Consider the following 25287-nt stretch of genomic DNA (forward strand, 5'->3'; position numbering starts at 1 on the left):
AGCGGCGCGCTAACCCTTGCTGTGCAGCAACTGACTGGCGGTGTCGCTAATCACCTGCGCCATGCCGCGGTCGCCCTTCGCCATAGACGACATAAAGGCTTTGGCCTGCTTAAGCGTGATATGCGGCGGCAGCGGGGCCACTTCCGGATCGGTTTTCACCTCCAGCACTACCGGTCGGGTGGCGCTGAGCGCCTGCTGCCACGCCGCCGCCAGATCCTCCGGCCGGTCGACATAGATGCCCTGCAAACCGAGGCTGTCGGCAAAGCGCGCATACTGCACATCCGGCAGCTGCTGCGAAGCTTCAAAGCGTGGATTGCCTTCCATCACCCGCTGTTCCCAGGTGACCTGATTGAGATCCTGATTATTGAACACGCAGACAATCAGGCGCGGATCGGCCCACTGCTGCCAGTATTTCTGGATGGTGATCAGCTCGGCCAGGTTGTTCATCTGCATCGCCCCGTCGCCCACCAGCGCCACCACTGGCTGAGTGGGAAAAGCAAATTTCGCGGCGATGGCAAACGGGACGGCGGCCCCCATGCAAGCCAGCCCACCCGACAGCGTGGCGCGCTGGCCCTGCTTCACCCGATAATCGCGCGCAAACCAGTTGGCGCAGGAGCCCGAGTCCGAGGTGACAATCGCATCGTCCGGCAGCTGCGGGGACATCTCCCACACCACGCGCTGCGGATTGACCGGGTTGGCGGGCGCCATGGCGCGCTGTTCCATCAACGTCCACCAGTCGCGCACCTGTACCGCGATCTCCTCCTGCCAGTGGCGATCCGCTTTATGCGTCAGTAACGGCAACAGCGCACGCAGGGTCTCTGCCGCGTCGCCGTGCAGATTGACCTCGCACGGATAGCGCAGCCCCAGCATCGCCGGATCGATATCGATTTGTACCGCGCGCACTTTACCTTCCGGCGGCAGAAATTCGGTCCACGGAAAACCGCTGCCAATCATCAGTAAAGTGTCGCAGTTCTGCATCAGCTCCCACGACGGTTTGGTACCGAGCAGGCCGATCGAACCGGTGACGAAAGGCGCATCGTCCGGCAGCACGTCTTTGCCCAGCAGCGCTTTGGCCACGCCCGCGCCGAGCACATTGGCAATCTGCACCACTTCAACCGCAGCACCGCGCGCACCAGCACCAATCAGTACCGCAACTTTTTTGCCGGCGTTAAGTACCTCAGCGGCACGGCGCAAATCCTCGTCGTAGGGCACAATCTTCGGCCGCTGATAGCCCGGCCCGGAATGGGTAAATCCGTGCGCATGCTGCGGTGGCTGCCAGTTCTCATCCTGCAGATCTTTCGGCAGGATGATCACCGCGACGCCGTTCTGCGCTTTGGCAATGCGCACGCCACGATCGACCAGATGCTGGATCTGCGCCGGGGCTGCCGCTTCCTGCACAAAGTTCGCCACATCGGCGAAGATGCGGTCTAAATTCATCTCCTGCTGGTAGCTGGCGCCGCGTGCGGTGGTTTCCGCCTGGCCGGCAATCGCCAGCACCGGCGCGTGATCCATTTTGGCATCGTACAGGCCGGTCAGCAGATGGGTGGCACCGGGGCCGCCGGTCGACAGACAGACGCCGAGCTCACCGGTAAATTTGGCGTGACCAGCAGCCATAAAGGCCGCCATCTCTTCATGTCGCACCTGAATAAATTCGATGCCTGCACCGGCTTTATTGGCCCGCTGGATAGCGCCCAGCACGCCGTTGATGCCATCGCCCGGATAGCCATAAATGCGCGTGACGCCCCATGCCTGCAGGCGTTCAACAAAGAAATCGCTGGTTTTCTTGCTCATGACGGGCTCTCCCTTAGACGTTTGCAATAAACGTTAAGGGTAGCCGACGAAATGGAATGTGACAGATAACGCCTGTTCGGCGACGTTCGCCGCGTCTGGCTTAGAAATCGCTGCCGTTACGCTTAGTTAACCCAGCGCAGGCGAGACCAGCGCGAAAGTCTGCGGCCCGTTCGGTGCCGCCCGCCACGGTGTGCCGTGTACCATCGCATAAGGCGCATCGACCTGCGCCAGCCCAAGGTTGAGCAGCCACGCGCCGAGCCGGGCATCGTGCGTGTCCAGCCGGACAAACTGCTGCGTCAGATCCTGCATCAGCTGCGACACCAGCGCCTGCGCCGCCGCAACATCGTCAGCAATCACCGGGCCGATGGTCCAGCCGTGCCCAAAGCGGCGGCGACTGGCAAACCCCTGCAACCTGCCCTGTGCATCCTGCAGCACCACGCTTTGCGCCAGCAGCTGCTGATGCAGACGCGTTCGCCGCAGCCCGTTCGCCAGATAATCCAGTGCGTCGATGGCGGCGGCATCCGCTTCAACGGCCGGCCGCAGCGTCAGGCCATCCGGTACCATTACCGCAGGCTGCTGCGCCAGCGCGCGCGTCTGATGCTGCGCCACGCGATCGCAGGCCTGGAAGCCGAGCTTCTCATACAGCACCTGCCCCATATCGGTGGCGTGCAGCCGCATGTTGCAGCCGGAGAATTTTTCCAGCATTGCCTGCATCACCTGGCGGCCAATACCGCGTCCGCGCGCCTGTTCGCTCACAATCACCAGACCGATAGTGGCGGCGTCCGGCCCCCAGCGCCAGCCAATCGCCCCGCCGAGATAGTCGCCCTGCGCCTCAACCACCACGCCTTCACCCAGGGCGATGAGCTGCTGCCAGTCTTCACGGCGGTGCGCCCAGCCCAGTTGCTGAGTCAGGCGATAACCCGCTTCGGCGTCCGCGAGGGTCATGGCGCGCAATATCGAATTCATTCTGTTCTCCCTGAGAGGCGTTCTGCCCGCCAGCTTGCCACGTCCGTTTGCGGAAGCAAATAAAAAAGGCCCGCACCGGGCCAGAGAGGAAACTCAAATTTGGAAATCGATGGCGGGTTCGTCGTCGGTTTCATAAGAGAGCGCCTGCCGTTTGATCTCTTCCAGTGACAGGTTAGCGTTACACAGTTCAAGGAACTGCCAGACGTAGTTGCGCTGGAGCTGACCGCGCTTCAGTCCGAGCCACACGGTGTTGGCATCAAACAGATGGTGAGCATCGATCTTCACCAGGTCTTCGCCATCGTAAATATCGCACGCCTGATCGGCGAGGATACCGACGCCCAGCCCGAGTTCGACATAGGTTTTCACTACGTCAGAATCCTGCGCGCTGAGCACGATATCCGGGCGGAGACCAGCAGCCTGGAAGGCGCGGTCCACGCGCGAGCGACCGGTAATCCCCTGACGATAGGTGATCAGCGGATGGCGGCTGAGGCTGGCGAGCGTGACCGGCTGATTCGCCAGCAGCTCGTGATCGTGCGGCACCAGCAGCGAGTGGTGCCAGCTGAACCACGGGAATGCCGCCAGGCTGGTGTTATTTACCAGTTGCTCCGAGGCGATGCCGACATCGGCCTCACCGGCCAGCAGCATGGCGACGATCTCCTGCGGTGAACCCTGATTGAGTTCCAGCCGCACGTTGGGATAGAGCTGGCGAAACGCTTTGATGACGCGTGGCAGGCTATAGCGCGCCTGGGTGTGCGTGGTGGCGATGGTCAGCACACCGCTGGTCTCATTGGTAAACACATCCGCCAGCCGGCGCACTTTGCCGGCCTCATCAAGGATGCGTTCAGCAATGGTCAGCAGCGCTTTGCCCGGTTCGGTCATGCCTAACAGCCGCTTGCCACGTCGAATGAAGATTTCCACGCCCAGTTCATCTTCCAGATCGCGAATATGCCGGCTCACCCCGGATTGTGAGGTAAACAATGTATTGGCGACTTCTGTCAGGTTGAATTCGCAACGGGCCGCTTCGCGTATAATTTTAAGTTGCTGGAAATTCACACCCTTTTCTCCTGTTTCCTGCCCTGTTTCGTCCATGTTATGAAGTTGGTGTGATTGCAACAAATAATAAAAAACGGTGTGTTATGCGCAATAGTAATAAGCGTGGGGTTGGGGATGGGTGCGCTTTGCCGCCCTCACCCCGGCCCTCTCCCATAGGGAGAGGGAGTGGATCGCGCGAGATTGAGATGGCGTACCGGGATGGATGGCTGCGCCAGACGGTTCCCTCTCCCGCGGGCGGGAGAGGGTTAGGGTGAGGGAAAAAACCTCTCTATCACCCCACTAACATCAGTTCGCGCTCCTCCACCATCGGCTTATTCAGCAGCGACAGCAGAATATTTTTGACCGCCTGCGCCGATGGCGACAGCGGCAGGCGCGCTGAGACGTTCAGCGACAGCGGCAGATTCAGCGACGGACTGTTAATGCGTGCCATCCACGCATGCGTTGAACTCACCAGCGCGCGTGCCGCCGATTCCGGCAGTACGGTAACGCCCATGCCGCTCGACACCGCCGCGGTTAAGGTTGAGATCGACTCAATTTCACCGATGATTTTCGCGCTCAGACGACGCAGCGAGAACGCTTCGTCCACGCGTTTGCGCACTGCGCTGTAGTCACGCGGCAGGAACAGGTTCATCTGCGCCACGTCAGCCAGATCCACCGTAGTACCCGGACAGGCCGTCGCCCCTACCAGATACAGCTCCTCTTTCATCAGCGGAATGCTGTTGATACCGGCAGTCGGCGCGCGATCGTACAGCACGGCCATATCCAGCTGGCCATTCATCACTTTCTCATTGAGTGAAGTGCCGCTGTTCTCATGCAGATAGACCAGCACATCAGGATATTGCTCGCGCACCGTTTGCAGCAGCGGCATGGTCAGCGAAGAGGCCGCCGTGCCCGGCGCGAGGCCAATCGATACCTGACCATTGAGCGCCTGGCCAGCGTTGATCACCGCTGTCTGCGCCTGTTCGCACTGGCGCAGGATGGTGCGTGCGTGAGCATAAAGAATTTTACCGGCTTCGGTTGGCGTTACGCCGCGCTTGGTGCGGATCAGCAACTGCTGGTCGAGTTCGTTCTCCAGCGTCGCCACCTGTTGGCTGAGTGCAGGTTGTGCGATATGCAGGACTTCTGCTGCCTGCGTCAGGCTGCCGATATCGACGATTTTTACAAAGTATTTCAGTCGTCTTAAGTTCATATTGCCTCCGTCACGGATCCCCGAATGCCCAAATGATGAGTTCTCAGCCTGCTGGCTTGTGACAAAGAAATTGCAATATGCAGGCCAGGTTTGATCTTTACCCGGCGGGCACTGACCAGAATTTTCCTAACGAACGGGAAAATAAGCGTTTCTGATTACCCCAAATGGGTTAATAAGTGCCGCACATGACCCATAACGTTTATCCGCTGGCGATGACGCACCCTGATGGTGCAGCATTTGCGAGGCAGATGTGCAAAAAAGTGATGACTGCGCGTGCTGCTGTGGTGCAAAACGGGCAGAAAATGCACGGATTGCGGGGGCAGAAAGGAGAATAAAGAGAAATTGCGCGGTGGCTATCAGTGGGAAAACTTATTGTGTCTGACGATGCCGGCAACCCGGCAGCGTGCAATTACCGCCTTTACCCTGCTCCTCTCCCGGAAGAGAGGAGCAGAACGGGTTAGCGTTTTTTGCGGTTGCGGTGCATATCGATTGAAACCGCTGCGACGATGATCATCCCTTTAATGATGTCCTGCACGTAAGCATCGACGCCAACAAAGGTAAAGCCACTTTTGATTAAACCGAGGATCACTGCGCCGATCAGCGTGCCGGTAATCCGCCCGACGCCGCCCATCAGGCTGCTGCCACCGATAACTGCGGCGGCGATGGCGTCGAGTTCATACGCCATGCCCATGCTCGACTGGCCGCTGCTGACGCGCGCCGCCAGTACCACCCCCGCCAGACCCGAGAGCGCCCCGGCGATGGTATACACGATGATCAGGTATTTATTAACGTTGATGCCCGACACTTTGGCAGAGGTCATGTTGCCGCCAATCGCATAGACATATTTGCCGTAGCGGGTGTGTTTGAGTGCGATGTGGAACAGGAAGGCGACCACCAGGAAGATAATCACCGGCATCGCGCCCTGACCGATGGAGGTGAAACCGTCCGACAGGAAGCTGATCGGGTTGCCCTGGGTATAATATTGTGCCAGACCGCGCGCCGACACCATCATACCGAGCGTGGCGATAAACGGCGGAATGCCGGTTTTGGTGATGAGCACACCGTTGACCACGCCGCACAGCAGGCCGACGCCGATGCCGGCGACGATCGGGATGGCGGCGGGCAGATTGACCAGTGACGGATACATCGGCGACAGGCTGTCAGACGTCTGTGCCAGGCTGGCGGCAACCACCGCCGTCAGGGCGATAACCGAACCGGACGACAGGTCGATACCGGTAGTAATAATGACCTGGGTGACGCCGACGGCGATAATACCGATGATCGCCACCTGCAGCACAATCAGCACTAAACGGTTGGTGTTGAGCAGAAATGACTGGTCACGCACGTACCAGCCGGCTATTTCAAAGATCAGCGCAATGCCTAACATCACGACAAAGATGCCGGTGTCTTTCGGCAGTTTATGGCGCAGATTGCCGAAGAAAGAACTCTGTTCGGTGGCCTGCGGGGCCGTTATTTTTACGTTACTCATAGGGGTCTCGTGCCTCACTCGGATGCCAACGACAAAATGGTTTCCTGGTCGGCCTCTTCTTTATCGAGGATGCCGGTTATACGTCCGCCGTGCATCACCATCACCCGGTCGCTCATGCCGAGAATCTCCGGCAGCTCAGAAGACACCATGATGATGGCCACGCCACGGTTAGCCAGTTCACTGATCAGGCGGTAGATTTCGGCTTTGGCGCCAACATCAATGCCGCGGGTTGGTTCATCGAGGATCAGAATCTTCGGTTGCGCCAGCAGCCAGCGCGCAATCAGCACCTTCTGCTGATTACCGCCGCTGAGGTTATTGATGATCTGATCCATGGTCGGCGTTTTAATATTGAGTTTGCGGATCTGCTCCATGCAGTCCTGCGCCATCTTCATGTGGCTAACGAAACCGCTTTTGCCGATGTAATCGGGCATATTGACGATGCTCATGTTCTCCAGCACCGACAACACCAGAAACAGCCCGGACTTTTTGCGGTCTTCGGTGAGAAACGCCATGCCCTTCTCAATCGCCGTTGACGGCGAATCGATTTTCACCGGCACACCATCAATCAGCACTTCACCGCTGTCGAAGCTTTCCATGCCGAACAGGCTCTCCATCACCTCGCTGCGTCCGGCACCCACCAGCCCGGCCACGCCGAGGATCTCGCCTTTGCGCACGCTGAAGCTGACATCGGTAAAGCGGTCTTTGCAGGTCAGGTTGCGCACCGTCAGCACTTCTTCGCCGATGGCACTGTTGAATTTAGGGAACAGCTGCGTCAGTTCGCGTCCCACCATCTGGGTGATCAGCGACTGACGGGTAAAGGCGGTGGTGCTATTACTGCCGACCCAGGTGCCGTCGCGGAAGATGCTGATCTCATCGGTGATGGCGAAAATTTCATCCATTTTATGGCTGATATAGATGATGGCTTTGCCCTGGGCACGCAGGTCGCGGATGATGGTGAACAGATGCGCCACTTCAGTTTCCGTCAGCGCCGAGGTCGGTTCATCCATAATCACGATGTCGGAGTTCCACGACACCGCTTTGGCAATTTCCACCATCTGCTGGGACGCAATGCTGAGCTCGCCGACCAGCCGATCGGCTTTCAGACGGATATTCAGTTTGTTAAGCAGTTCCTGCGTCTGCTGATTGAGCTTGCCGTGATCGACAAAGCCGTATTTCATCGGTTCACGACCGAGCCAGATATTCTCCGCCACGGTCATGTAAGGCACCAGATTCAGCTCCTGGTGAATCATGGAAATGCCGGAACGCAGCGCGTCCATGGTGTCCTGAAACTGCACTGGCTCCCCTTTAATGCGGATAGTGCCCTTATCGGGACGATACATCCCGATAAGACATTTCATTAAAGTGGATTTGCCCGCGCCATTTTCACCCATCAGGGCATGTACCGACCCCGGCTTAATACGCAGTGAGACATTGTCGAGTGCCTTCACTCCGGGGAAGAACTTGCTGATGCCTTCGGCTTCAAGCGCAAAAGCGGTCATACATCACCTCCGTACGGCTTAAGGGGGAGCGATTATTTCTGGTTACGGTTTTCGAACTGCGCCATGTTGTCTTTGGTGATCAGCTGGTAAGGGATGTTGATGATTTTTTCCACTTTTTCGCCGTTCGCCAGTTTCACCGCAGTCTGTACGGCACCTTCGCCCTGACCTTTCGCATCCTGGAATACGGTGGCAACCATTTTGCCATTCTTCAGCATTTGCAGCGCATCAGGCGTACCGTCCACGCCGGCAATCAGGATGTGGTTCGGGTTTTTACCCAGCGCCTGCAGCGCACCAATCGCCATTTCATCGTTGTTTGAGGCAATGGCCTGGATATCGTCACCGGCGGTCATCCAGTTGCTCACCACGTCTACCGCATCGTTACGCGTAAACTTGGCGGTTTGCTTCTGTACCACCTTAATGCCCGGATATTTGGCGACCACCGCTTCGACGCCTTTAGTACGGTCACGGGTTGATTCGTTCGCCAGGTCGCCCATCAGGATCGCCACGTTGCCTTTGCCGTTCATCGCTTTGGCCAGTGCTTCCATCTGCAGACGGCCCGCCAGTTCAGAGTCGGAGCCGACGTACGCCATCTTGTCGGTCAGCTGACCCGCCGGTTTGCGGTTGACGAATACCAGTGGAATACCGGCTTTGGTCGCGGCATCCATGATCGGCTTCACCGCGTTGGTATCGACCGGGTTCACGATGATGGCGTCAACACCCTGACCAATGAAGTTCTGCACCTGCTGCAGCTGCTGGGCCACGTCGCCTTTGGCGTCTTCAACCTGGCCTTTGATATTGTCTTTTTGCATCTCTTTCTGCATGGCTGTGCGCAGGATGGTGAGGAAGTTGTCATCAAACAGCGCCATAGAAACGCCCAGCTGGATATCTTTTGCCATCACAGCGGCAGGTAACATGCAAGCTAACAGGGAAGTCACTAACGCTTTTTTGAATTTCATAGGTAACCCTTCTTATTTGTTAACGTGCTCAGGTTGGCTGAGTCCGCGAATGAAAAATATCTTTTACATTCACTCAACGTCGCTGGCGTTTTTTTTCTGTTCGTAGAGGTAAGGCTTCTGGTCTGACGCTATCGGTACCGTGCTGCTCCTTTTTTCAACATCTTCCTTATCAATGTGTTACTTTCGAAAGAAGCGTTGAGCGGACAAAACTCGTTTCGGGCGTGATGATAAGCAGTTCATTTGTTTCATCCTTTCTTCTTTTGAAATTTTCATCATAAAAGCACTGAAATGATTGTTTTAAAATCGGCAAATAACAAAACTTTGACACGCATCTAACATCTCAAAGGAAATGCGTTTAAAGTGAGATCTTGCTGGCAGTTTGAAATCTGCCCATTCAAGGCAGAAAAGCAGCAATCCGCTGCTTTTACGCGCACTTAAACCAGAAGTGTGCGATCGGGCTTTGACAACGGGGATCGGCATCGCTAATATTCGCCTCGTTCCAACGATTCCTCTGTAGTTCAGTCGGTAGAACGGCGGACTGTTAATCCGTATGTCACTGGTTCGAGTCCAGTCAGAGGAGCCAATTTCCTGTTTGCATGCATCTTTGCGAATCCTTATCTGATATTGATTCAAGAGGTTAGCGTGAAAACTCTTCCCGGTGCATTTTGATTTTACCCTTCGCATCGGGAAAAATTGGTGGTCAAATCTGGGGTCAGGTTAGTTCGATAATGGAGTGACCCCCATATGTCCCTTACCGACGCGAAGATTCGCACTCTCAAAGCCACCGATAAACCCTATAAAGTCTCCGATTCCCACGGTCTGTATCTGCTGGTCAAACCTAGCGGTTCCCGTCACTGGTATCTCAAGTACCGTATTAACGGTAAAGAATCCCGCATTGCACTGGGTGCCTATCCTGCCGTCTCACTGTCTGATGCCCGCCAGCAGCGCGAAGGTATCCGTAAGATGCTGGCGCTGAACATCAACCCGGTAATGCAGCGGGCCGCAGAACGCGGTGCCTGCCCAACTGAGAAGGTGTTTAAAACCGTGGCGCTGGCCTGGCATAAAAGCAATAAAAAATGGTCGCAGAATACCGCTGACCGCCTGCTCGCAAGCCTGAACAATCATGTCTTTCCGGTTATCGGATATCTGTCAGTTACCGAACTTAAACCCCGGCATTTCATTAATTTGCTGAAAGGAATTGAAGAAAAAGGCCTGCTGGAAGTCGCGTCCCGCACGCGGCAGCACGTCAGTAACATCATGCGCCATGCGCTCCACCAGGGATTAATCGATAACAATCCGGCTGCAAACCTTGAAGGCGTGACAACACCTCCTGCCAGACGGCATTACCCCGCCCTACCGCTGGAGCGGCTGCCTGAACTGCTCGAACGCATTGAGGCATATCATCAGGGCCGTGAACTGACGCGGCTGGCCGTCCTGCTGACGCTGCATGTGTTCATCCGCTCCAGTGAACTGCGCTTTGCCCGCTGGTCAGAGATTGATTTCAGAAACCGGGTCTGGACAATACCCGCGACGCGAGAACCCATTCCAGATGTGCGTTATTCCGGGCGTGGTGCCAAAATGCGCACTGCTCATATCGTGCCCCTCTCACAGCAGGCTATAGCTATTCTGAAACGGATTAAGGAAATATCCGGGGTTTATGAACTGGTATTCCCCGGCGACCACAACCCGTACAAGCCGATGTGTGAAAACACGGTCAATAAAGCACTGCGCCTGATGGGATTCGACACGAAAAAAGACATCTGTGGTCATGGCTTTCGGGCGATGGCATGCAGTGCCCTGATGGAGTCTGGTCTATGGTCGCAAGATGCAGTGGAACGCCAGATGAGTCACCAGGAGCGCAACACCGTGCGTCTGGCTTACATTCATAAGGCTGAGCATCTGGAAGCCCGCAAGGCGATGATGCAGTGGTGGTCGGATTATCTTGATATATGCCGGGTCGCATACGTACCTCCTTTTAACACAGGACGGGATAAAAACAACGAAGCGGCATGACCCATAACAAAAAGCTGTATCAGCATACCCTGGTACGGCTTTGTTCATTTCTAATAGCTTGTCAGACCCATCATCCCACCCCGTCGCTGCCTGTAGAAAGCTGTTATACGATAACAACACGCTTGCCCCGTCAGCCCTGGCGTGCCATTTCATTTAAGAGCAAGGATCATCCCTACTGCCCCAGCTACGAGAACGGCATCAATGAGAAGCTCGAACGTGTGCGTCTGGAGTTTCTGGACGAGACGTTTCGCAATCATCGAACCGACGAACAATGCGATGCCGATGGCAAGTCCATGTGTGAGGACAGGCTGTGCGAGTGCGCCCGATATACCGAACGTAGCTAACTTGCCAGCGTAGAGCAGGATTGCGCTTGCCGCCTCTGATCCCAGAAATACGCCGCCACTCATTCCGTAGCCGGTGAATACTGGCACACTGAGCGGCCCTGTAGAGAGCACGAATCCTGTCAGAAACCCGACAATCGCCCCGGCAAAACTCATGTGCCAGAGATTCAAGTGGAGGTTCGATCGTCTGATGAGACGGCGCAGCGGGATCATCGCAAGGAAGAAAGCTGCCAGGAATACCTCCACTGTGCCAGGAGAAATCGTAAGTAACGTGTGCGCCCCGAGAACAGCCGCAGGAACTCCCGCGAACGAATAGGCAAACACCGGTCGCCAACGAATCTCATGCCACCAGACAATCACCCGTCCGATGTTGCCGAAAAGGGAGGCGATCGCCATAACAGGCACTGCAATCCTTGGCCCGTATATGGTGACGAGGACGGGGAGCATGATTAGCGACGAACCAGTGCCGACGACACCGCTGAGCACACCGGCACCGAGGGCCAGGCAGAAGAGAAGTAATAGCGCGATCATCTGCCTGGGATCAACCTGGGCCATCGCTAGCAGCCGCAAGAAGCGGCACCAGGATGTCGCTGACAGGCGTTGGAATGCTGTGAACCCGGCCGCGACGCGCAATGACACCGTTGCGGATATCCCATTCGAGCGGTCGGCCTGCTTCTCGATCCGTAAGGATGGAAGTGCTCATGTCTGCGGGAGCCGCCCGGAACTTGTCGAGGATCTCCTGCGGCACTTCGTCGCCGAGTTCTGCTCCTTCTGCCCGTGCCACGGACAGACATTCCTGTAAATAAGCCAGCGTAAGCCTGGCGATGTCAGCGCGGGCGAACATGCCCGAGCGGCGGTGCGTGAGCGCCATGAGTCCAGCCACCGCGTTCTGCATCAGTTTGCGCCAGGCCAGGGAGCTGAAGTTTGCGGCCAAATCTACGGAGCACCGCGTGCCTTGTAGCGCTTTTGCCACTAAGAAGGAAGCTGACGTGTCTGGAAGGCTCAGGCGCGCGTCGCCACGCAAGCGTACTGAGCCATCTGACTGCGCCTGTGCGGGAAACCACACGACTGCGGGGACAATCTGTCCGGGCAGAGAGTACGTCGCGAGCCTGTCCAGCTGTTCGACCCCGTTCTGAAGCACGCATACAACCGTCTCCGGGCCGGTCAACGCCCTGAGCCATTCTGCTGCCGCGTCGATTTGTGTGGACTTGACTGCCAGAAAGACAAGATCGGCTGTGCGAGTAATTTGCGCCGGATTCGTCTGTACCGGACCGGGTACGGTGATAAAGCGGTCGCCGTCTTGCAGGGTCAGGTGATCGCGGGGAGTACGTCCACACAGCAATGGTGTGCGGCCGACTTCGTGTAACGCCGCCGCGACTGTGGTGCCGATGGCACCCGGACCAACAACAGCGACAACCGTCTTGATTTCAGTGTTCATGATGCGGACTCCTTTTAACAGAATCTACTTACGTGATGGTTGTGCCCTTCGCAAAGGGAATGTAATATATTACACATGAAAAATGAAAATGGTAACAGAGTTTCAGAAAGCGAGCAGCGGTTACAGCAATGGCTTGGCAGCATTCACGCCCGAAGCGGCGACCTCGCTGCAAGTGAGGCTAAAGTTGTCGATCTCCTGCTTGTCGATCCTTTGTTTGTCGGTACAAGCACGACAGCACAGGTTGCCACCCGCGCAGGTGTATCACCGCCGACAGTAATACGCGCTGCACGAGCGATTGGGTTCACCGGGTTCACTGAACTTAAGATAGAGATTGCCCGGGCTCGTGGTACTGCCCGGTTCTTTGCACCGCCTGAAGTTCTCACAGCGGATGCGACGTTGGCATCGGTGCTGGAAACATCAGTTCGTGCTGGTGCAGACGCGCTGACTGCGCTCAGTGGTGCTATTGAAATCTCCGCCCTTGATGAGGCGGTCGATTTAATCCAGAGCGCACGCCAGGTATTTGCATTTGGTGCCGGCCCCTCTGCGACGGTTGCCGCTGATGCTGTATTTCGTCTGCGGACGGCTGGTGTGATAACCATCAGTATCCAGGATTATTTATCAGCGATGATTGCTGCCCGCCTACTCGGTTCAGGCGACGTGATGATCGTCGTCAGCTCGACAGGTCGCACATCATCCACACTCGCCGTTGCTGATGCCGCATCCTCGGCCGGAGCATCGCTTATCGCAATAACTAACCAGTACGATACACCACTGGCGACACTCGCCAACGTTTCGCTCGTGGTTGGCGGAGCGCCATTACCGGCACAGATGGCCGCTGCCGGCAGTAGACTGGCCCAGCTAGTCGTTATTGATACGCTGGTCGCTGCCCTCACTCTGCGGGATAAAGAACAAAGTCGCCGGGCTGAACGAGCGGGTATTGATTTGCCGGATATGTCCTGATGCAGTTCAGCACGGTTGCGATGATTCTTACTGCTTCAGTAGCTCATGCAGTATGGAATATAGCCTCAAAATACAAGAAGGAAGACACACTTTTGTTCGTCTGGGCCTACAGCTGTGCCTCAGCATTGTTGTGGGTTCCGATCAGCCTCATTCTGACAGTTGAGGGACAACAGGAGCTCGACTGGCGACTCGCAGTCGGGGCAGTTATCTCATCTGCGCTTCATATCGCTTATTCTCTAATCTTGCAGGCTGGCTACGAGCGCGCCGAACTTGGTGTTGTTTATCCGATTGCCCGGGGGAGCGGACCGGTTCTGACGATACTGTTTGCAACCCTTCTGATGGGGGAACGGCTTTCAGCAAGCGCTTTACTCGGCGCGCTTCTCGTTATCGCTGGTATTTTCGTTGTCACCGGCAATCCATTCAGGAGCGGAAGCCGGCCACTTAAAGGAATGATATGGGGGGCAGCGACAGGCACCGCCATCGCTGGCTATACCCTCTGGGATGGTTATTCGGTAATCTCTCTGCACCTGGATCCAGTTAGTTACTACGCCAGCACACTCCTGCTACAGAGTCTTATTCTGACCCCTGGTGCGATGCGACGACGGTATCGAATCCCAACGGCTGTACGTGTAGATAGAGTTCCGATCCTTATCATCGCTGTATGTTCTCCACTTGCCTACATCCTTGTGCTGACAGCCATGCAGAGCATGCCACTGGCACTCGTCGCTCCTCTCAGGGAAACATCTATTATTGTCGGCTCTCTTCTCTCGTACTGGTTGTTTCGTGAAAATCATCTGGCACGCCGGATTGCCGGTGCAGTGGTGGTGCTGACCGGCATCGCAATAATTAGCCTTTGATCGCTTCGTTGGATGCCAATTGTCGTCTCATTGTCAGCGTGGATCGTTCGTCGATATACTCTGTTTATGGTACAGGTATCAAGTCCGCTTCCTCTGTCTGTGGCTGTTAGCGCCATTGAGATAAGACTGTATATACCGCCATCAGTCCTAGTATTGGCATCCCGTACCACCATTATTTAAATGTTCTATGGACACACGCTGTTATTTGAAGGTTAATCCCTGGTCGAATGATTATCCATGTGAGTGCTTTTCCAGCCAGGCCTGATGGGATATGGCTGGCATAGATAGTTCAGTTTTCATCACCAGTTTGATCGCAAAGCTATGCCACATAGCACTATTGGCTTTATAATCATTAACGGTAAAAGTGGTATTGAATAGTGATACTCCTATGCAACACATTCAACATGTAGCCTGATTCTGATAACCGCTTTCGTTAGAAATGGCTTACTCCATAGCGAGAGTTCGTGATGCTCAAAACAGAAGATCTCAACACTATGATATCAATTGATGAGATTCACTTTGCTGACTGGCAAATCTGGCCACAGCTAAGGATTCTGTTACATCGGGGTAAGCCAGTAAGAATTTCTGCCAGAGCTTTTGATGTTCTAGTTGCTCTGGTGAGTGCCAGAGGTAAAGCGGTAAGTAAAGAATCTTTACTTACGCAAGTGTGGGGAAATGAAATCGTCGAAGAAAATAATCTTCAGGCACAAATTTCAGCTATACGCCGCATACTGGGACATGACCGCCATCTACTGGTTACTGAATTTGGTTGTGGTTATCGCTTTAATATCAACAAATCGCCAACTGAACCGCTCTCTAAATCAAAAATACCTGAGCCCGCTATTACCCCTTTTCTAGCGTCGATTCTGGGGCGTGATAAAGCTGTGCAGGAATTATGCGCCTTATTGGATCAATACCGTCTGGTGACGATTACAGGCTCAGGGGGCGTGGGTAAGACTCGTCTGGCATGGGAAGTCGTCAGTCTTACACACACGCATTTTCCTGATGGAATATGTGTGGCTGAACTGGCTCATATCACCGAAGCATCCAGCTTGCTATCCGTTATTTCACAAGCGCTCCATCTTCCATTAGCTGCCATTCATAATGATGCCGATTTACGGCAACAGCTTGCACGGCGTCGATGTTTACTGCTGATTGATAACTGTGAACATGTAATTAATGAACTTGAACCAGTGATTACGTTGCTCCTGCACCTAGCTCCCCATATCAAACTGTTGTTGACCAGCCAGGTAGCGTTGCAGGTTGCCGGCGAGCAACAATATCTACTACCACCATTACAAGTTCCTGAGAGCGAAGAGGCTGATACCCACGAGTTACTGACTTTTTCCAGTGTCCGCCTCTTTATCGAACGCGGGCAGGCCAATCGACATGATTACCATCCATCAGCCAGCGAACTGTCTTTGATTGGCGAGTTATGCCGTCATCTTGACGGTCTGCCGTTGGCGATTGAACTTGCGGCCTCCCGTCTGCCAGTCATGAGTGTCAAAGAGATCTATAGCCGACTGGAAGACCGTTTCCAGCTATTGAGCAATACGCACAGATCTCTGGAGCCCAGACATCAGAAAATACTGACCGCGCTGGAGTGGACTTATCAGTTGCTCAACACACGTGAACAACGATTATTTTGCTCTCTGGGGATCTATACCGATATGTTCAGTGTGAAATCAGTAAGCGACCTTCTGCTGATTAAAGACAAGCATCGCTGGCAGGTTGTTGACGATCTGCAAAGATTGCTGTCTTTATCCCTGATTCAGGTCAGTACTCAGGTACCAGAGACCCGTTTCCGCCTGCTGGAAACCATGCGCCAGTTCGCATGCGATAAACTCAGGCAACAGGGTGAATATACTGTTCTTGAGGCCCGTTTTGCCGACTATTATAAAGTTATGGTAAAAGAGGCCCAAGATGATTGGTTTATGCTGCCAACAGGACAATGGCGTGAACGTTATAGCCATATACTTAATGATTTGCGGAGTGTATTACAGCAAACGTTGATTGAGGGAGCTGCTCCCTCTAAAGGGCTTGAGATCTTACAAGCTATGACCCCTTTTTGGATTGAATATTCACTATACGATGAATGTCAGCGCCATATTTATCCTCTGCTTTATGAAAATACTTCGCAGGTAGTATTAACGCTACGCCAGAGAATGAATCTCAGCGCTGTAGCAGGTAAGGCGTCAACCTGGGCAAAAGGCCCCACGCCTGAAACACATTCAGCCTGGAAAACCGCGCTGACAATTGCAGAAAAGCTCGACGACAAAGAAATACGTTTACAGGCACACTACGGATTATGGTTGTATTATCTGCGTACTGGCGAGTTGGATAAAGCGCTTGAGCATGCGCAATCTATGTGCGAGCTAGCACGGTCCATTACCGACGAGGAGGCGATGGCAACCGGGCTGCGTATTCTCGGTGTATCCCTGCATTTTTTGGGCCGTCATGATGTAGGGCGTGATTATCTCCAGCAATCTCTTGATTGGTATGAACATGGTGAATTAAGCCACTCTTTCCGTTTTGGTCTTGATCAAGAGAGCGCCGGTCAGGCCTTTCTGTCTCGTTTACTCTGGTTACAGGGTGAGTATAAGGCCGCGAAACAGATGGCATGGCGCGGTGTTAAAAAAGCCGCTCGTTTGCAGCATGTCTGTTCTCTTTGCTGTGCACTGGCTGAAGGCGCTTGTATGACAGCAGCACTGGATCGTAATCCGCGTTGGGTTATAAAGGTCGCAAACTGGCTGATTCATCTGGCAAAAAGGCATGATTTATATTTCTGGAAGACATACGGCGAGCTGTTTCTTGTTTGGGCCAAACAGTTCAGTCATACCGATGTTAGTCAAACCACACTGTTTAGCTCGTTGCGGGCGATGGGATTAGACTGGCAATATTCCCCCTTGTTGTCAGAAATTGATACCGGGGTATCACTGAGAGCCACCCGCCAGGATCATGAAAACTGGTGCACGCCTGAGCTGATGCGTCTTTCTGCCACTCAATTACCTCCTCAGAAACAACGCCTGCTGTTGGAGAAGGCCCTGGACAAAGCGCGCCAGCAACAGGCTCATGGCTGGGCCCTCCGTATTGCTTATTCATTGGCGACATTGCAGGCTGAAGCTGGGGAAAAATGGGCTGCTAAGCAATTGATACAGGACGCTTTACATGATGTTGAAGACTCAGACAATGCGACGGATGTAAGAAGTGCTATTGCGCTATGTGCCCGAATAGGGGCCTGAATATTTACGTCTTACGGCTATCAACATCCCCATGATCACGAGTCCGCCCCCTGCTGAAGAAATCAGCGCCCAGCTATGAGTTGTCTCCCATAACCAGGTGGCAGTCAGTGAGCCACATGCTCCGCCAATAAACATAACGCACATAAATAATGTATTAAGACGGTTTCTGGCATCCGGACGCAAAGAATAAATCGTGTGCTGATTAGCTATCAGTACACATTGCTCACCCGTATCCAGTAGTAGAATGCCCACCACCATACCCACAATACTGTTCCATCTCCAAAAAACAGTCCAGGCTAGCAGCATGAGTATCACACCAAAAACAACCATTCGGAATGGTCCCTGCCGATCGCTGAAACTTCCCGCCAGAGGCGCACACAGAATACCGATTAACCCCAAAGCAGCTAGGGTGCCGTTATCCCTGCACCGTAATCGTAGCGATGAGCTAACCAGAAAGGGAGCACGGTCCACAGCACGCTGAAGGAGGCAAACAGCATTACTTGTGTAAGAGTTGCACCACGCACCTGCGGCTCGTTTTTCCACAGCAGTCCTAATGAACGTAATACCGCCAGATAGTTAAACTTTGGCGTTGACAACGACTGAGTAGGCAAAATGCGTAAGATGAAAAATATAGCCAGCAATGTCATGATCGCTCCGGATAAAAAGACGCCACGCCAGCCGACATACTGACCAATAAGGCCTCCGATAGCCCGGCCAGCAAGGATACCTGCCAGGACACCGCTCATCACCGTACAAACGGTTTTACCTCGTGCAGAAGTTCTTGAGAGCGAGGCGGCAAGCGGCACTATCTGTTGAGCTACTGTTGCAGCCATCCCGGTAAGGAAGGAGTAGAACACCAACACTGTCGCCGTTGGGGATAACATCATGCCGATCATTGCCAGGAAAAGCACCTGCGCTTGACGCAGGATAAGCCGCTGACGTTCAATATAATCGCCTAGGGGTATCAGAAAGAATAAGCCCACCGCATAGCCTACCTGGGTGACCATGGGGATCAAAGAAACAGCTCCCCATTCATTGGGAAATGATCCGGCAATTAAATTCAGGACAGATTGATTAAAATAAATATTAGCCACAACAATACAACAAATAATCCCCAGCATAAGAATCCTGGTAGAAGAAAGCTCGTGATTGTCCGAACGCATTGACCACTCCTGGCACTAAACTCAATATTGTCTGGAGTATAAGCAAAGGCGACACCCAACTCTTTGACCGCTTTTTTCAGACATCTGAATTCTGATGCACAAGCTCCTGAAAAAGAGATTTGTTACTAATACTGCTCATGTTATTGACTGTGCTTAACTTGAGGAGCAACAAATGGATTTAAAACTGACTGGAAAAGTGGCTCTGGTAACTGGAGCCCGTACCGGAATTGGTTTCAGCATGTGTGAAGAATTGGCCATGAATGGTGTGCATTTAATCATGGTGGCCAGACGAGAACCTGAGCTGATTCTTGCTGCGAAAAAAATTTCAGAGAAATACGGTGTTTCGGTGCTGCCTATTGCCGGGGATGTGACTGATCCCAAACTACCTTCTTTAGTGGTTGAACAAGCGGAAAAGGTTTTTCAGCGTATTGATTTACTGGTGAACAATGCCGGAAGAGCCCATGCGGGCACGCTGTTAACCACTTCGGAAGAAGACTGGCAGATAATGACTGAGACCAAATTCTCCGCCATGCGACGTTTTTGTAAGGTAATCATCCCCGGGATGCAGAGACGAAACTGGGGGCGTATTGTCAATATCTCATCCATTGGCGGTATCTACCCTAATCCGCAACTTACCGTCTCACACGCACTGAGCGCCGCTATCAACAACCTGACCCGTAGTTTAGCACTTAGCGTGGCTCCGGATGGCATTCTGGTCAATGCGATCGGAGTGGGTGCTGTCGCGACGGATAACTGGGCGCAGAACATGCTACCGAATGTTCGCAATCGTCGTCCTGAACTAGCTGACAGAACAGACGAAGAGGTAATGGCATTACTGGGTAAAGAGAAAACGCCTGTGGGCCGCTTTGGACTTCCTGAAGATATTACTGCAATTGCTGCGTTCCTACTTTCTGGGAGGAATCAGTTTGTTACTGGACAGACAATTGAAGCATCAGGCGGAGCAGACAGATTTATGTAATGTCTTCCATTCAACTTAAATAATGTTTGAGGATTGAATTAGTTTAACCTGATATTTGTTCTTCTTTTCAATCACTGCGAAATATGAGGCCGGACATGGGGGGCTGAAACGCTAAGAAGCCCCCGCGTCAATATAACCCAAATATTATAACGTAATAGATCCCGCACCATGAAATTAATCTCACTGGAAAATTCATGGTATTTTTTTAAAAAAATAGAAATAGAGGCAAACCACTATGTCAAAAAAACAAACACTATCAAATACAAACTATAGTTCGCCTGACTGGCTGACTATCCGTGAAGCAGTCGAAGTGATAAATAAAAAAGGACTGAAAATTAAAAAAAAGTGACATTTACAGGTATGCATTACATGGCAGCATTCATCTCTCTATTTACTTTCAGTCGCCAATTACATTACGAAAAATACAGAGGTCGGGCTACAAAGTAAGGCTCAGACCATCTGATACGTCATCAATAAATCGTTTATGCCTTCTTGACAAAAAAGCGTTTATTGAAGGACATAATTTTATTGTTAGCACTACTGGGAAATATATCATTCCCACAGAGAGAGTTATTGACACTCTATTGATTGGATATGAATATGTTCTAGTACAAAAATTACTTGCCCAATCTCTTAAAATACCATTACCTGTAACAGGAGCTATTGATTTTAATCATGGCATAACAGTTAGCTTACAAGGAGAACCATTTCAACTATTCGATAAAATGACATGGGAAGAAAGAATAACACAAAAAATTATGCAACTCCCTAAAAACATTTCACCAGATGTACATGAAGATATATTCTCAAAGAGGATAAATAACTACCTGGGGAAAGAGTATTTCCCGGCTCATATTTTACCTCGGGATGCCTGGTTTGTTATTCGACATGCTGAACTTGATAAAGTCATTGACATCATAACCAATAGCAGAGTGCCCCCATTATCTGCGACGCGAATATCAACACCACTATCTCGTTTTTTCTGGCTGGCCTGTAAAAACAATGAAGTCATCCGTCCATTAATTAGTAAACCGTACAAACTACTATCTATTTTCGAACAATGGGCATCTGACGAAGGCATTACCGACAGGCTCAGTGGTGATACGTTAAAAACTGCACTCGTACGCGGTTCCCCCACATCAATGTCGGATTGACGCAAGTGAATTTTACCAAACCCAAATGTCCGTATTAAGGACTCTAAAATCAGTAATACGGACATAATTAGTTTTTTTGACTCTTTTTTCCTTGTCACCTCAAGGGATATTATATTTCTGCATTACGGGTATAAATACATATCATCAATTACCAAGCATTAGAAATGTAAAAACAAAACAGTATTTAAATGCTCACAGCCCCACATATACATAAAAACCACTCCTTATTCAAGGAGGATTTAGCCGACCTGCATAGGTTCGATCGAATCCAAAATGCGCAAAATAGATTAACCTTATTTTATCCAACCATTAAATACACACATGGGTTCGTAATTACATTCCAATTAATGAATCCAAAACTTACTCACCAATACATTACACATGTAAAAACACGAAAACATACATTGCACAGAAAGACTTAGATTCATTTACAATGAAATAAATGAGTGATTTCATTTCGTTCAACAAATCTATAACTGAGGTACTAAGACCATGATTACTAGATGAACCCGTCCGTAATCCAGATAGTTACTAACGATTTAAAAACTCATCCTTATGATACGAGTAATTACCTTACTCCCTAGAAGACTTGCTTTTAATATTTACGGCATTTTTTCTATACCGGTGCGGTGGGACATTATACCTTTTCCGAAATGCCCTGGTTAATGATTGCTGAGAGTCAAAGCCAAATCGCATCGCGATATTTATCAAAGGTTCATTTGTTGTGATAACAGCCTCTAAAATAAGACATAATTTTTTCTCTCTGATAAAACCTCCCAGGCTCTGCCCTGTTTCAGAAAAAAACAGTCTCTGCAAATGCCATTTTGAATATCCGGACCTGATAGCCACATCATCAATTTTTAGTGGCATCTCTATATTTTTGCTTATCCAGATAATTAAGTCATTTACAAAATCTTTTCTGTTTTTCATAACCGAAACCTTAGAATTACTCTACTAGAAATACATTTTCATCAGGCATATAGTTCAAGAGCTGACAATCCCTAAGTTCTGCATAAATCCTCAATAGAAACCATACTTTTTATTATGGTGTGATGGATATACTCGCAGACAGTCCAGCCACCAATTCAACTCCCTCCGGCAATCTGTCAATATGAATCCGAACCGGGATACGCTGCGCGAGCCGCACCCAGCTAAAGGTTGGCTCGACATTAGGCAGGCCAAGCCCCCCGGTCTCGTCATTGTTATCATCTATTCCGCGCCCGATACTCTCAACATGCCCCGTGATCACCGGCTTAAATCCCATCAGCGTAATGTGTGCAGTATTTCCCGTGCGGATATGTTGCAACTTAGTCTCTTCAAAATAGCCAACCACCCAAAAACTATTGGCATCAATGATGGAAAGTTTAGTTTCTCCCGCTGTGGCATAGTCACCAGGGCGAAGCCGCAAATGTGTGACATAGCCCGTAACCGGAGAGCGAACAATAGCATGCGATAAGTTAAGCTCTGCAAGGTCCAGCGCAGCCAGTGCACCGTGGTAATTAGCCGCAGCGACGCTTGCTGCGCTGGCTGTTTGTTGTAAATCCTCGCTGGAAATCACCCCTTTAATCTGAGAGCGTCGCCTCGCCGCATCCTGGCGCATCAGCATTTCATGACGTTTCGCCTCAACATCAGCCTGGGCGCTGACCACTGCCAACCTCAACCAGTGCGGGTCAATGGAATAGAGCACATCGCCCCGATTAACCCACTGATTATCGCGGACGGCCACATTCAGAACCGGTCCAGAGACATCCGGCGCAATCTGGACCACATCCGCACGAACCCGACCATCGCGGGTCCAGGGAGTTTGCACATAATGTTTCCAGAGAATAAAAGCCAAAAGCGTAGCAACCGCCACAGCGCTGAGCGTCAGCAAATAGCGGCCCAGTAGAGAAAGTAACGATTTCATTTTAAAAACCCCAGTTCGGTCAGTCCCTGCAACAACAGGTAAAAAGTAATAATAAAGATGGAAAAATCGATCATCGGGCGAAACGGCAAGCGACGGTAACCCTTGCTTAGCGAGAAAAGCTGCACGAGTAATAGCGTACAGGTGAGCGCGACGAGGGAAATTAACAGTAGACCGGGTACAAAAACGCCCTCAATATTGAAATCATTGATCATCGGCATGCTCCATTTCCTGAGTGCTTAATGCGCAGTACAGATCAACCAGTTGATTAACATGATGCCGCGATAGTTCATCTGCTACGGACAGGCTACGCTCAGTCAGGCTGACAATCCGTTCAAGTAAGGTGTTAATATCCGTCGAGTGTGTAAGACAAGTGAGAACCTCTTTTATTTCTTTGTCTGCATGCGCATCCCATCGGCGTAATCGCATTACACACAGGCCTATACGCAGGGTGTGCAAAAGATGATTCAATGCCTGTTCTGATGACTGTCCGCTGCGCGGCAAACGCGGCAGTATCAACGCAGCCCGATCGATCATCAGGTTGATCCAGAGAGTTTCATCAGTATTCAACACACCTTTCACGCTGCGGTTAATATCGCGCTGGCATAATTTAAGCAGGCGTTTTATTGCCGCATCTGCCTGCACAGTCTGCAGAAAGCCCATGCTGAATACCGCAAAGCCAGTTGCAGAAAATAATGCGATAGAGGTATTCACCGCCACGGCAAAATCCCCGCTGTAATGAGCACCCAGCTCGCACAAAATAGGCAGCGTCAGTGTGATCCCCATCGCCATAAAAGTAGTGGGCGGCCGTGCCTGGAGCGATCCGGCAAGCAGATATACCGGAGCTAGAACCACTACCAGCACGATAAAATCACTGACTTGCGGTAGGAGAACGAAGCTGTAGATCAGGCTTATCACAACTCCCCAGAGGGAACCAATGATGTATTTCACAATATGCGGGGCAGGCGTATCGAAGCTGCCAAACAGTGTGCAACAAACGCCAAGGATAGATACTGCCGTACCGCCATCAGGCCATGCCGAGAAAATCCACACCATGCAGCCGCTCAAAATGATGGTGAAAGCGCCCAATGCGGTGCGGGCAGCAGTAAGAGGATCGCGGTGGAATACATACCCTTTCACGTCATTCATTTCTGAGTGCGCAGGCATCTGATTCGCGTGATGAATGGCATCCGAAAGACGATAGCACTGCTGCACGAGGACAATGGCCTCTGTCAGGTAGCGCATAAAACTTACATGCAGTGCTTCTACAAACGTCAACTCATGTACGACATAGCGCTGCAGTAATTTTTCACTGCGTTTTTTGAGCGCTTCCCCCTCGCTTTTAAATTTTCCTTCATCTTTGCAGGCCAGCCAGACCTCAACATCATCCATTAAAATTTGCACATCGAAAGGTATCTTCGCTATCAGCGCTAAACGGTCACGTAACTCACAGTTAACAATGACTAATCGCGCAAGCCTGTCATGAAGCCTTTTTCTCGCTTGCCGGACCGGTACAGAGAACGCAAAATCATAAGGGATATGATGGCTGATGCCCTGCAGGAACTGCAATGCCAGTGCCATATGCAGCGGCGAGGAAACAGGATCGGGTTTGCCTGTTAAAGTCTCTGCGATACGCTGTCGCGCCGCGAGCAGCGTCTGCGATAATTTACTGTTGAACTGACCTGAGATGCGCGCGGGCAATACATAGCGATGAATAAGTGCCGCGCAGAAGATACCGATCATGATTTCCTGTACCCGAGTGATAGCGATGTCAAAAATCGCGCCAGGATCGGATACAGCAGGGAAGCCAATCAGACTCGCAGTGTAACCAGCAAGGACAAAACCATAGGCCCGGGGCGTACGTTCCAGCAAGGACAGATAGAGGCAGAATGTAATCCAGCCTGCCAGTATCACGCTGCAAAATACGGGTGAATTCACGAACGTGGGTACAATTAATACCGTCATGCCAGCGCCAATTACCGTTCCCACCAGACGATACAAACTTCTGCTTAGCGATGCTCCGACGGAGGTTTGGGAAACAATATATACGGTGATAATTGCCCAGGAAGGCCGCTCTAGGCCAATTGATAATGCAATATAGTATGCGAGCATCGCAGCGGTAAAACTCTTCGCCGAATAGAGCAGAGCGTTCGCATCATTCAGTAGTGAAGGAGAAGCCATACCGCGAAGACGATGGCATATCGTGTGTAAAAAAATGAAAGTAACTCGCGTTAATTTTTTCATGCCGGAAATTATTACCGGCTTGCATATCCACTTAAATACTCTATTCTGTC

Annotated in this window: 21 protein-coding genes, 1 tRNA gene and 1 pseudogene; 8 read left to right on the plus strand and 15 right to left on the minus strand. The window is 51.9% G+C overall.

What is annotated here, in order from left to right; all coding sequences use genetic code 11:
* Positions 1-9: 9 nt before the first annotated feature.
* The 4 genes from OXR61_RS17705 to nac form a co-directional block, all read right to left on the minus strand.
* Positions 10-1791, minus strand: a complete 1782-nt coding sequence (locus OXR61_RS17705; RefSeq protein ID WP_021509791.1) for a thiamine pyrophosphate-requiring protein — start codon at positions 1789-1791, stop codon at positions 10-12.
* Positions 1792-1917: 126 nt separating this feature from the next.
* Positions 1918-2757, minus strand: coding sequence for a GNAT family N-acetyltransferase (locus tag OXR61_RS17710; RefSeq protein WP_031280164.1), 840 nt, complete (start codon positions 2755-2757; stop codon positions 1918-1920).
* A gap of 93 nt (positions 2758-2850) precedes the next feature.
* On the minus strand, positions 2851-3810 hold the full coding sequence (gene cbl / locus OXR61_RS17715) for an HTH-type transcriptional regulator Cbl (protein ID WP_021509789.1): 960 nt from the start codon (positions 3808-3810) through the stop codon (positions 2851-2853).
* 271 nt (positions 3811-4081) lie between these two features.
* Complete coding sequence (gene nac, locus OXR61_RS17720) at positions 4082-4999, minus strand: nitrogen assimilation transcriptional regulator NAC (protein WP_021509788.1); 918 nt, start codon at positions 4997-4999, stop codon at positions 4082-4084.
* Positions 5000-5184: 185 nt separating this feature from the next.
* On the opposite strand from nac, the gene OXR61_RS17725 reads away from it, so the two are divergent.
* Positions 5185-5334, plus strand: a complete 150-nt coding sequence (locus OXR61_RS17725; protein WP_155519939.1) for a hypothetical protein — start codon at positions 5185-5187, stop codon at positions 5332-5334.
* Between the two features lie 122 nt (positions 5335-5456).
* Here the strand turns inward: OXR61_RS17725 and OXR61_RS17730 are convergent, their stop codons facing one another.
* From OXR61_RS17730 to OXR61_RS17740, 3 genes are read right to left on the minus strand one after another with little or no spacing between them, the layout of a single operon-like run.
* Positions 5457-6488: an ABC transporter permease gene (locus OXR61_RS17730; protein WP_021509787.1), complete on the minus strand. Its 1032-nt coding sequence runs from the start codon at positions 6486-6488 to the stop codon at positions 5457-5459.
* Positions 6489-6502: 14 nt separating this feature from the next.
* Positions 6503-7987 carry a sugar ABC transporter ATP-binding protein gene (locus OXR61_RS17735; RefSeq protein ID WP_021509786.1) on the minus strand — a complete coding sequence of 495 codons (1485 nt, stop codon included), beginning with the start codon at positions 7985-7987 and terminating at the stop codon, positions 6503-6505.
* A gap of 32 nt (positions 7988-8019) precedes the next feature.
* Complete coding sequence (locus OXR61_RS17740) at positions 8020-8943, minus strand: sugar ABC transporter substrate-binding protein (protein ID WP_021509785.1); 924 nt, start codon at positions 8941-8943, stop codon at positions 8020-8022.
* A gap of 507 nt (positions 8944-9450) precedes the next feature.
* Between OXR61_RS17740 and OXR61_RS17745 the strand changes: the two genes are divergently transcribed.
* Together OXR61_RS17745 and OXR61_RS17750 are read left to right on the plus strand one after the other, a co-directional pair.
* Positions 9451-9526: transfer RNA gene (locus OXR61_RS17745), tRNA-Asn, on the plus strand.
* Between the two features lie 161 nt (positions 9527-9687).
* Entirely contained in the window at positions 9688-10956 is a 1269-nt protein-coding gene (locus tag OXR61_RS17750) for an integrase arm-type DNA-binding domain-containing protein (RefSeq protein ID WP_047739401.1), read from the plus strand.
* Between the two features lie 149 nt (positions 10957-11105).
* Here OXR61_RS17750 and OXR61_RS17755 read toward each other — a convergent pair whose 3' ends face one another.
* Both OXR61_RS17755 and OXR61_RS17760 read right to left on the minus strand, forming a co-directional pair.
* Complete coding sequence (locus tag OXR61_RS17755; RefSeq protein WP_197769051.1) at positions 11106-11852, minus strand: sulfite exporter TauE/SafE family protein; 747 nt, start codon at positions 11850-11852, stop codon at positions 11106-11108.
* Positions 11839-12735 (minus strand): oxidoreductase, encoded by an 897-nt coding sequence (locus tag OXR61_RS17760; protein ID WP_047739400.1) that lies wholly within the window; start codon positions 12733-12735, stop codon positions 11839-11841. Before OXR61_RS17760 ends, OXR61_RS17755 begins: the two co-directional genes overlap by 14 nt.
* 75 nt (positions 12736-12810) lie before the next feature.
* On the opposite strand from OXR61_RS17760, the gene OXR61_RS17765 reads away from it, so the two are divergent.
* The 3 genes from OXR61_RS17765 to OXR61_RS17775 all read left to right on the plus strand — a co-directional run bounded on the left by OXR61_RS17765 (position 12811) and on the right by OXR61_RS17775 (position 17794).
* Entirely contained in the window at positions 12811-13695 is an 885-nt protein-coding gene (locus OXR61_RS17765; RefSeq protein ID WP_047740691.1) for a MurR/RpiR family transcriptional regulator, read from the plus strand.
* Positions 13695-14552 (plus strand): DMT family transporter, encoded by an 858-nt coding sequence (locus tag OXR61_RS17770; protein WP_047740689.1) that lies wholly within the window; start codon positions 13695-13697, stop codon positions 14550-14552. Before OXR61_RS17765 ends, OXR61_RS17770 begins: the two co-directional genes overlap by 1 nt.
* A 467-nt stretch (positions 14553-15019) precedes the next feature.
* Positions 15020-17794, plus strand: a complete 2775-nt coding sequence (locus tag OXR61_RS17775) for a winged helix-turn-helix domain-containing protein (protein WP_047740687.1) — start codon at positions 15020-15022, stop codon at positions 17792-17794.
* Here OXR61_RS17775 and OXR61_RS23390 read toward each other — a convergent pair.
* Complete coding sequence (locus OXR61_RS23390) at positions 17771-18265, minus strand: MFS transporter (RefSeq protein WP_323808333.1); 495 nt, start codon at positions 18263-18265, stop codon at positions 17771-17773. The genes OXR61_RS17775 and OXR61_RS23390 overlap by 24 nt on opposite strands.
* Positions 18199-18957: an MFS transporter gene (locus OXR61_RS17780; protein WP_227505319.1), complete on the minus strand. Its 759-nt coding sequence runs from the start codon at positions 18955-18957 to the stop codon at positions 18199-18201. Before OXR61_RS17780 ends, OXR61_RS23390 begins: the two co-directional genes overlap by 67 nt.
* Positions 18958-19129: 172 nt before the next feature.
* On the opposite strand from OXR61_RS17780, the gene OXR61_RS17785 reads away from it, so the two are divergent.
* On the plus strand, positions 19130-19936 hold the full coding sequence (locus OXR61_RS17785) for an SDR family NAD(P)-dependent oxidoreductase (protein WP_099817082.1): 807 nt from the start codon (positions 19130-19132) through the stop codon (positions 19934-19936).
* A gap of 235 nt (positions 19937-20171) precedes the next feature.
* Positions 20172-21090: pseudogene (locus tag OXR61_RS17790) on the plus strand (hypothetical protein).
* Between the two features lie 573 nt (positions 21091-21663).
* Here the strand turns inward: OXR61_RS17790 and OXR61_RS17795 are convergent.
* The 4 genes from OXR61_RS17795 to OXR61_RS17810 all read right to left on the minus strand — a co-directional run bounded on the left by OXR61_RS17795 (position 21664) and on the right by OXR61_RS17810 (position 25237).
* Entirely contained in the window at positions 21664-22020 is a 357-nt protein-coding gene (locus OXR61_RS17795; RefSeq protein WP_040206012.1) for a helix-turn-helix domain-containing protein, read from the minus strand.
* Between the two features lie 112 nt (positions 22021-22132).
* A complete protein-coding gene (locus tag OXR61_RS17800) occupies positions 22133-22996 on the minus strand; it encodes an HlyD family secretion protein (RefSeq protein ID WP_012539941.1) in 864 nt (287 codons plus the stop codon).
* Positions 22993-23208, minus strand: a complete 216-nt coding sequence (locus OXR61_RS17805) for a DUF1656 domain-containing protein (RefSeq protein WP_004899298.1) — start codon at positions 23206-23208, stop codon at positions 22993-22995. Before OXR61_RS17805 ends, OXR61_RS17800 begins: the two co-directional genes overlap by 4 nt.
* Positions 23198-25237 (minus strand): FUSC family protein, encoded by a 2040-nt coding sequence (locus tag OXR61_RS17810; RefSeq protein WP_047740681.1) that lies wholly within the window; start codon positions 25235-25237, stop codon positions 23198-23200. Before OXR61_RS17810 ends, OXR61_RS17805 begins: the two co-directional genes overlap by 11 nt.
* Positions 25238-25287 lie beyond the last annotated feature (50 nt).

The organism is Pantoea sp. GM_Pan_4 (assembly GCF_026541005.1).
GTDB classification, from domain to species: Bacteria; Pseudomonadota; Gammaproteobacteria; order Enterobacterales; family Enterobacteriaceae; genus Pantoea; species Pantoea dispersa.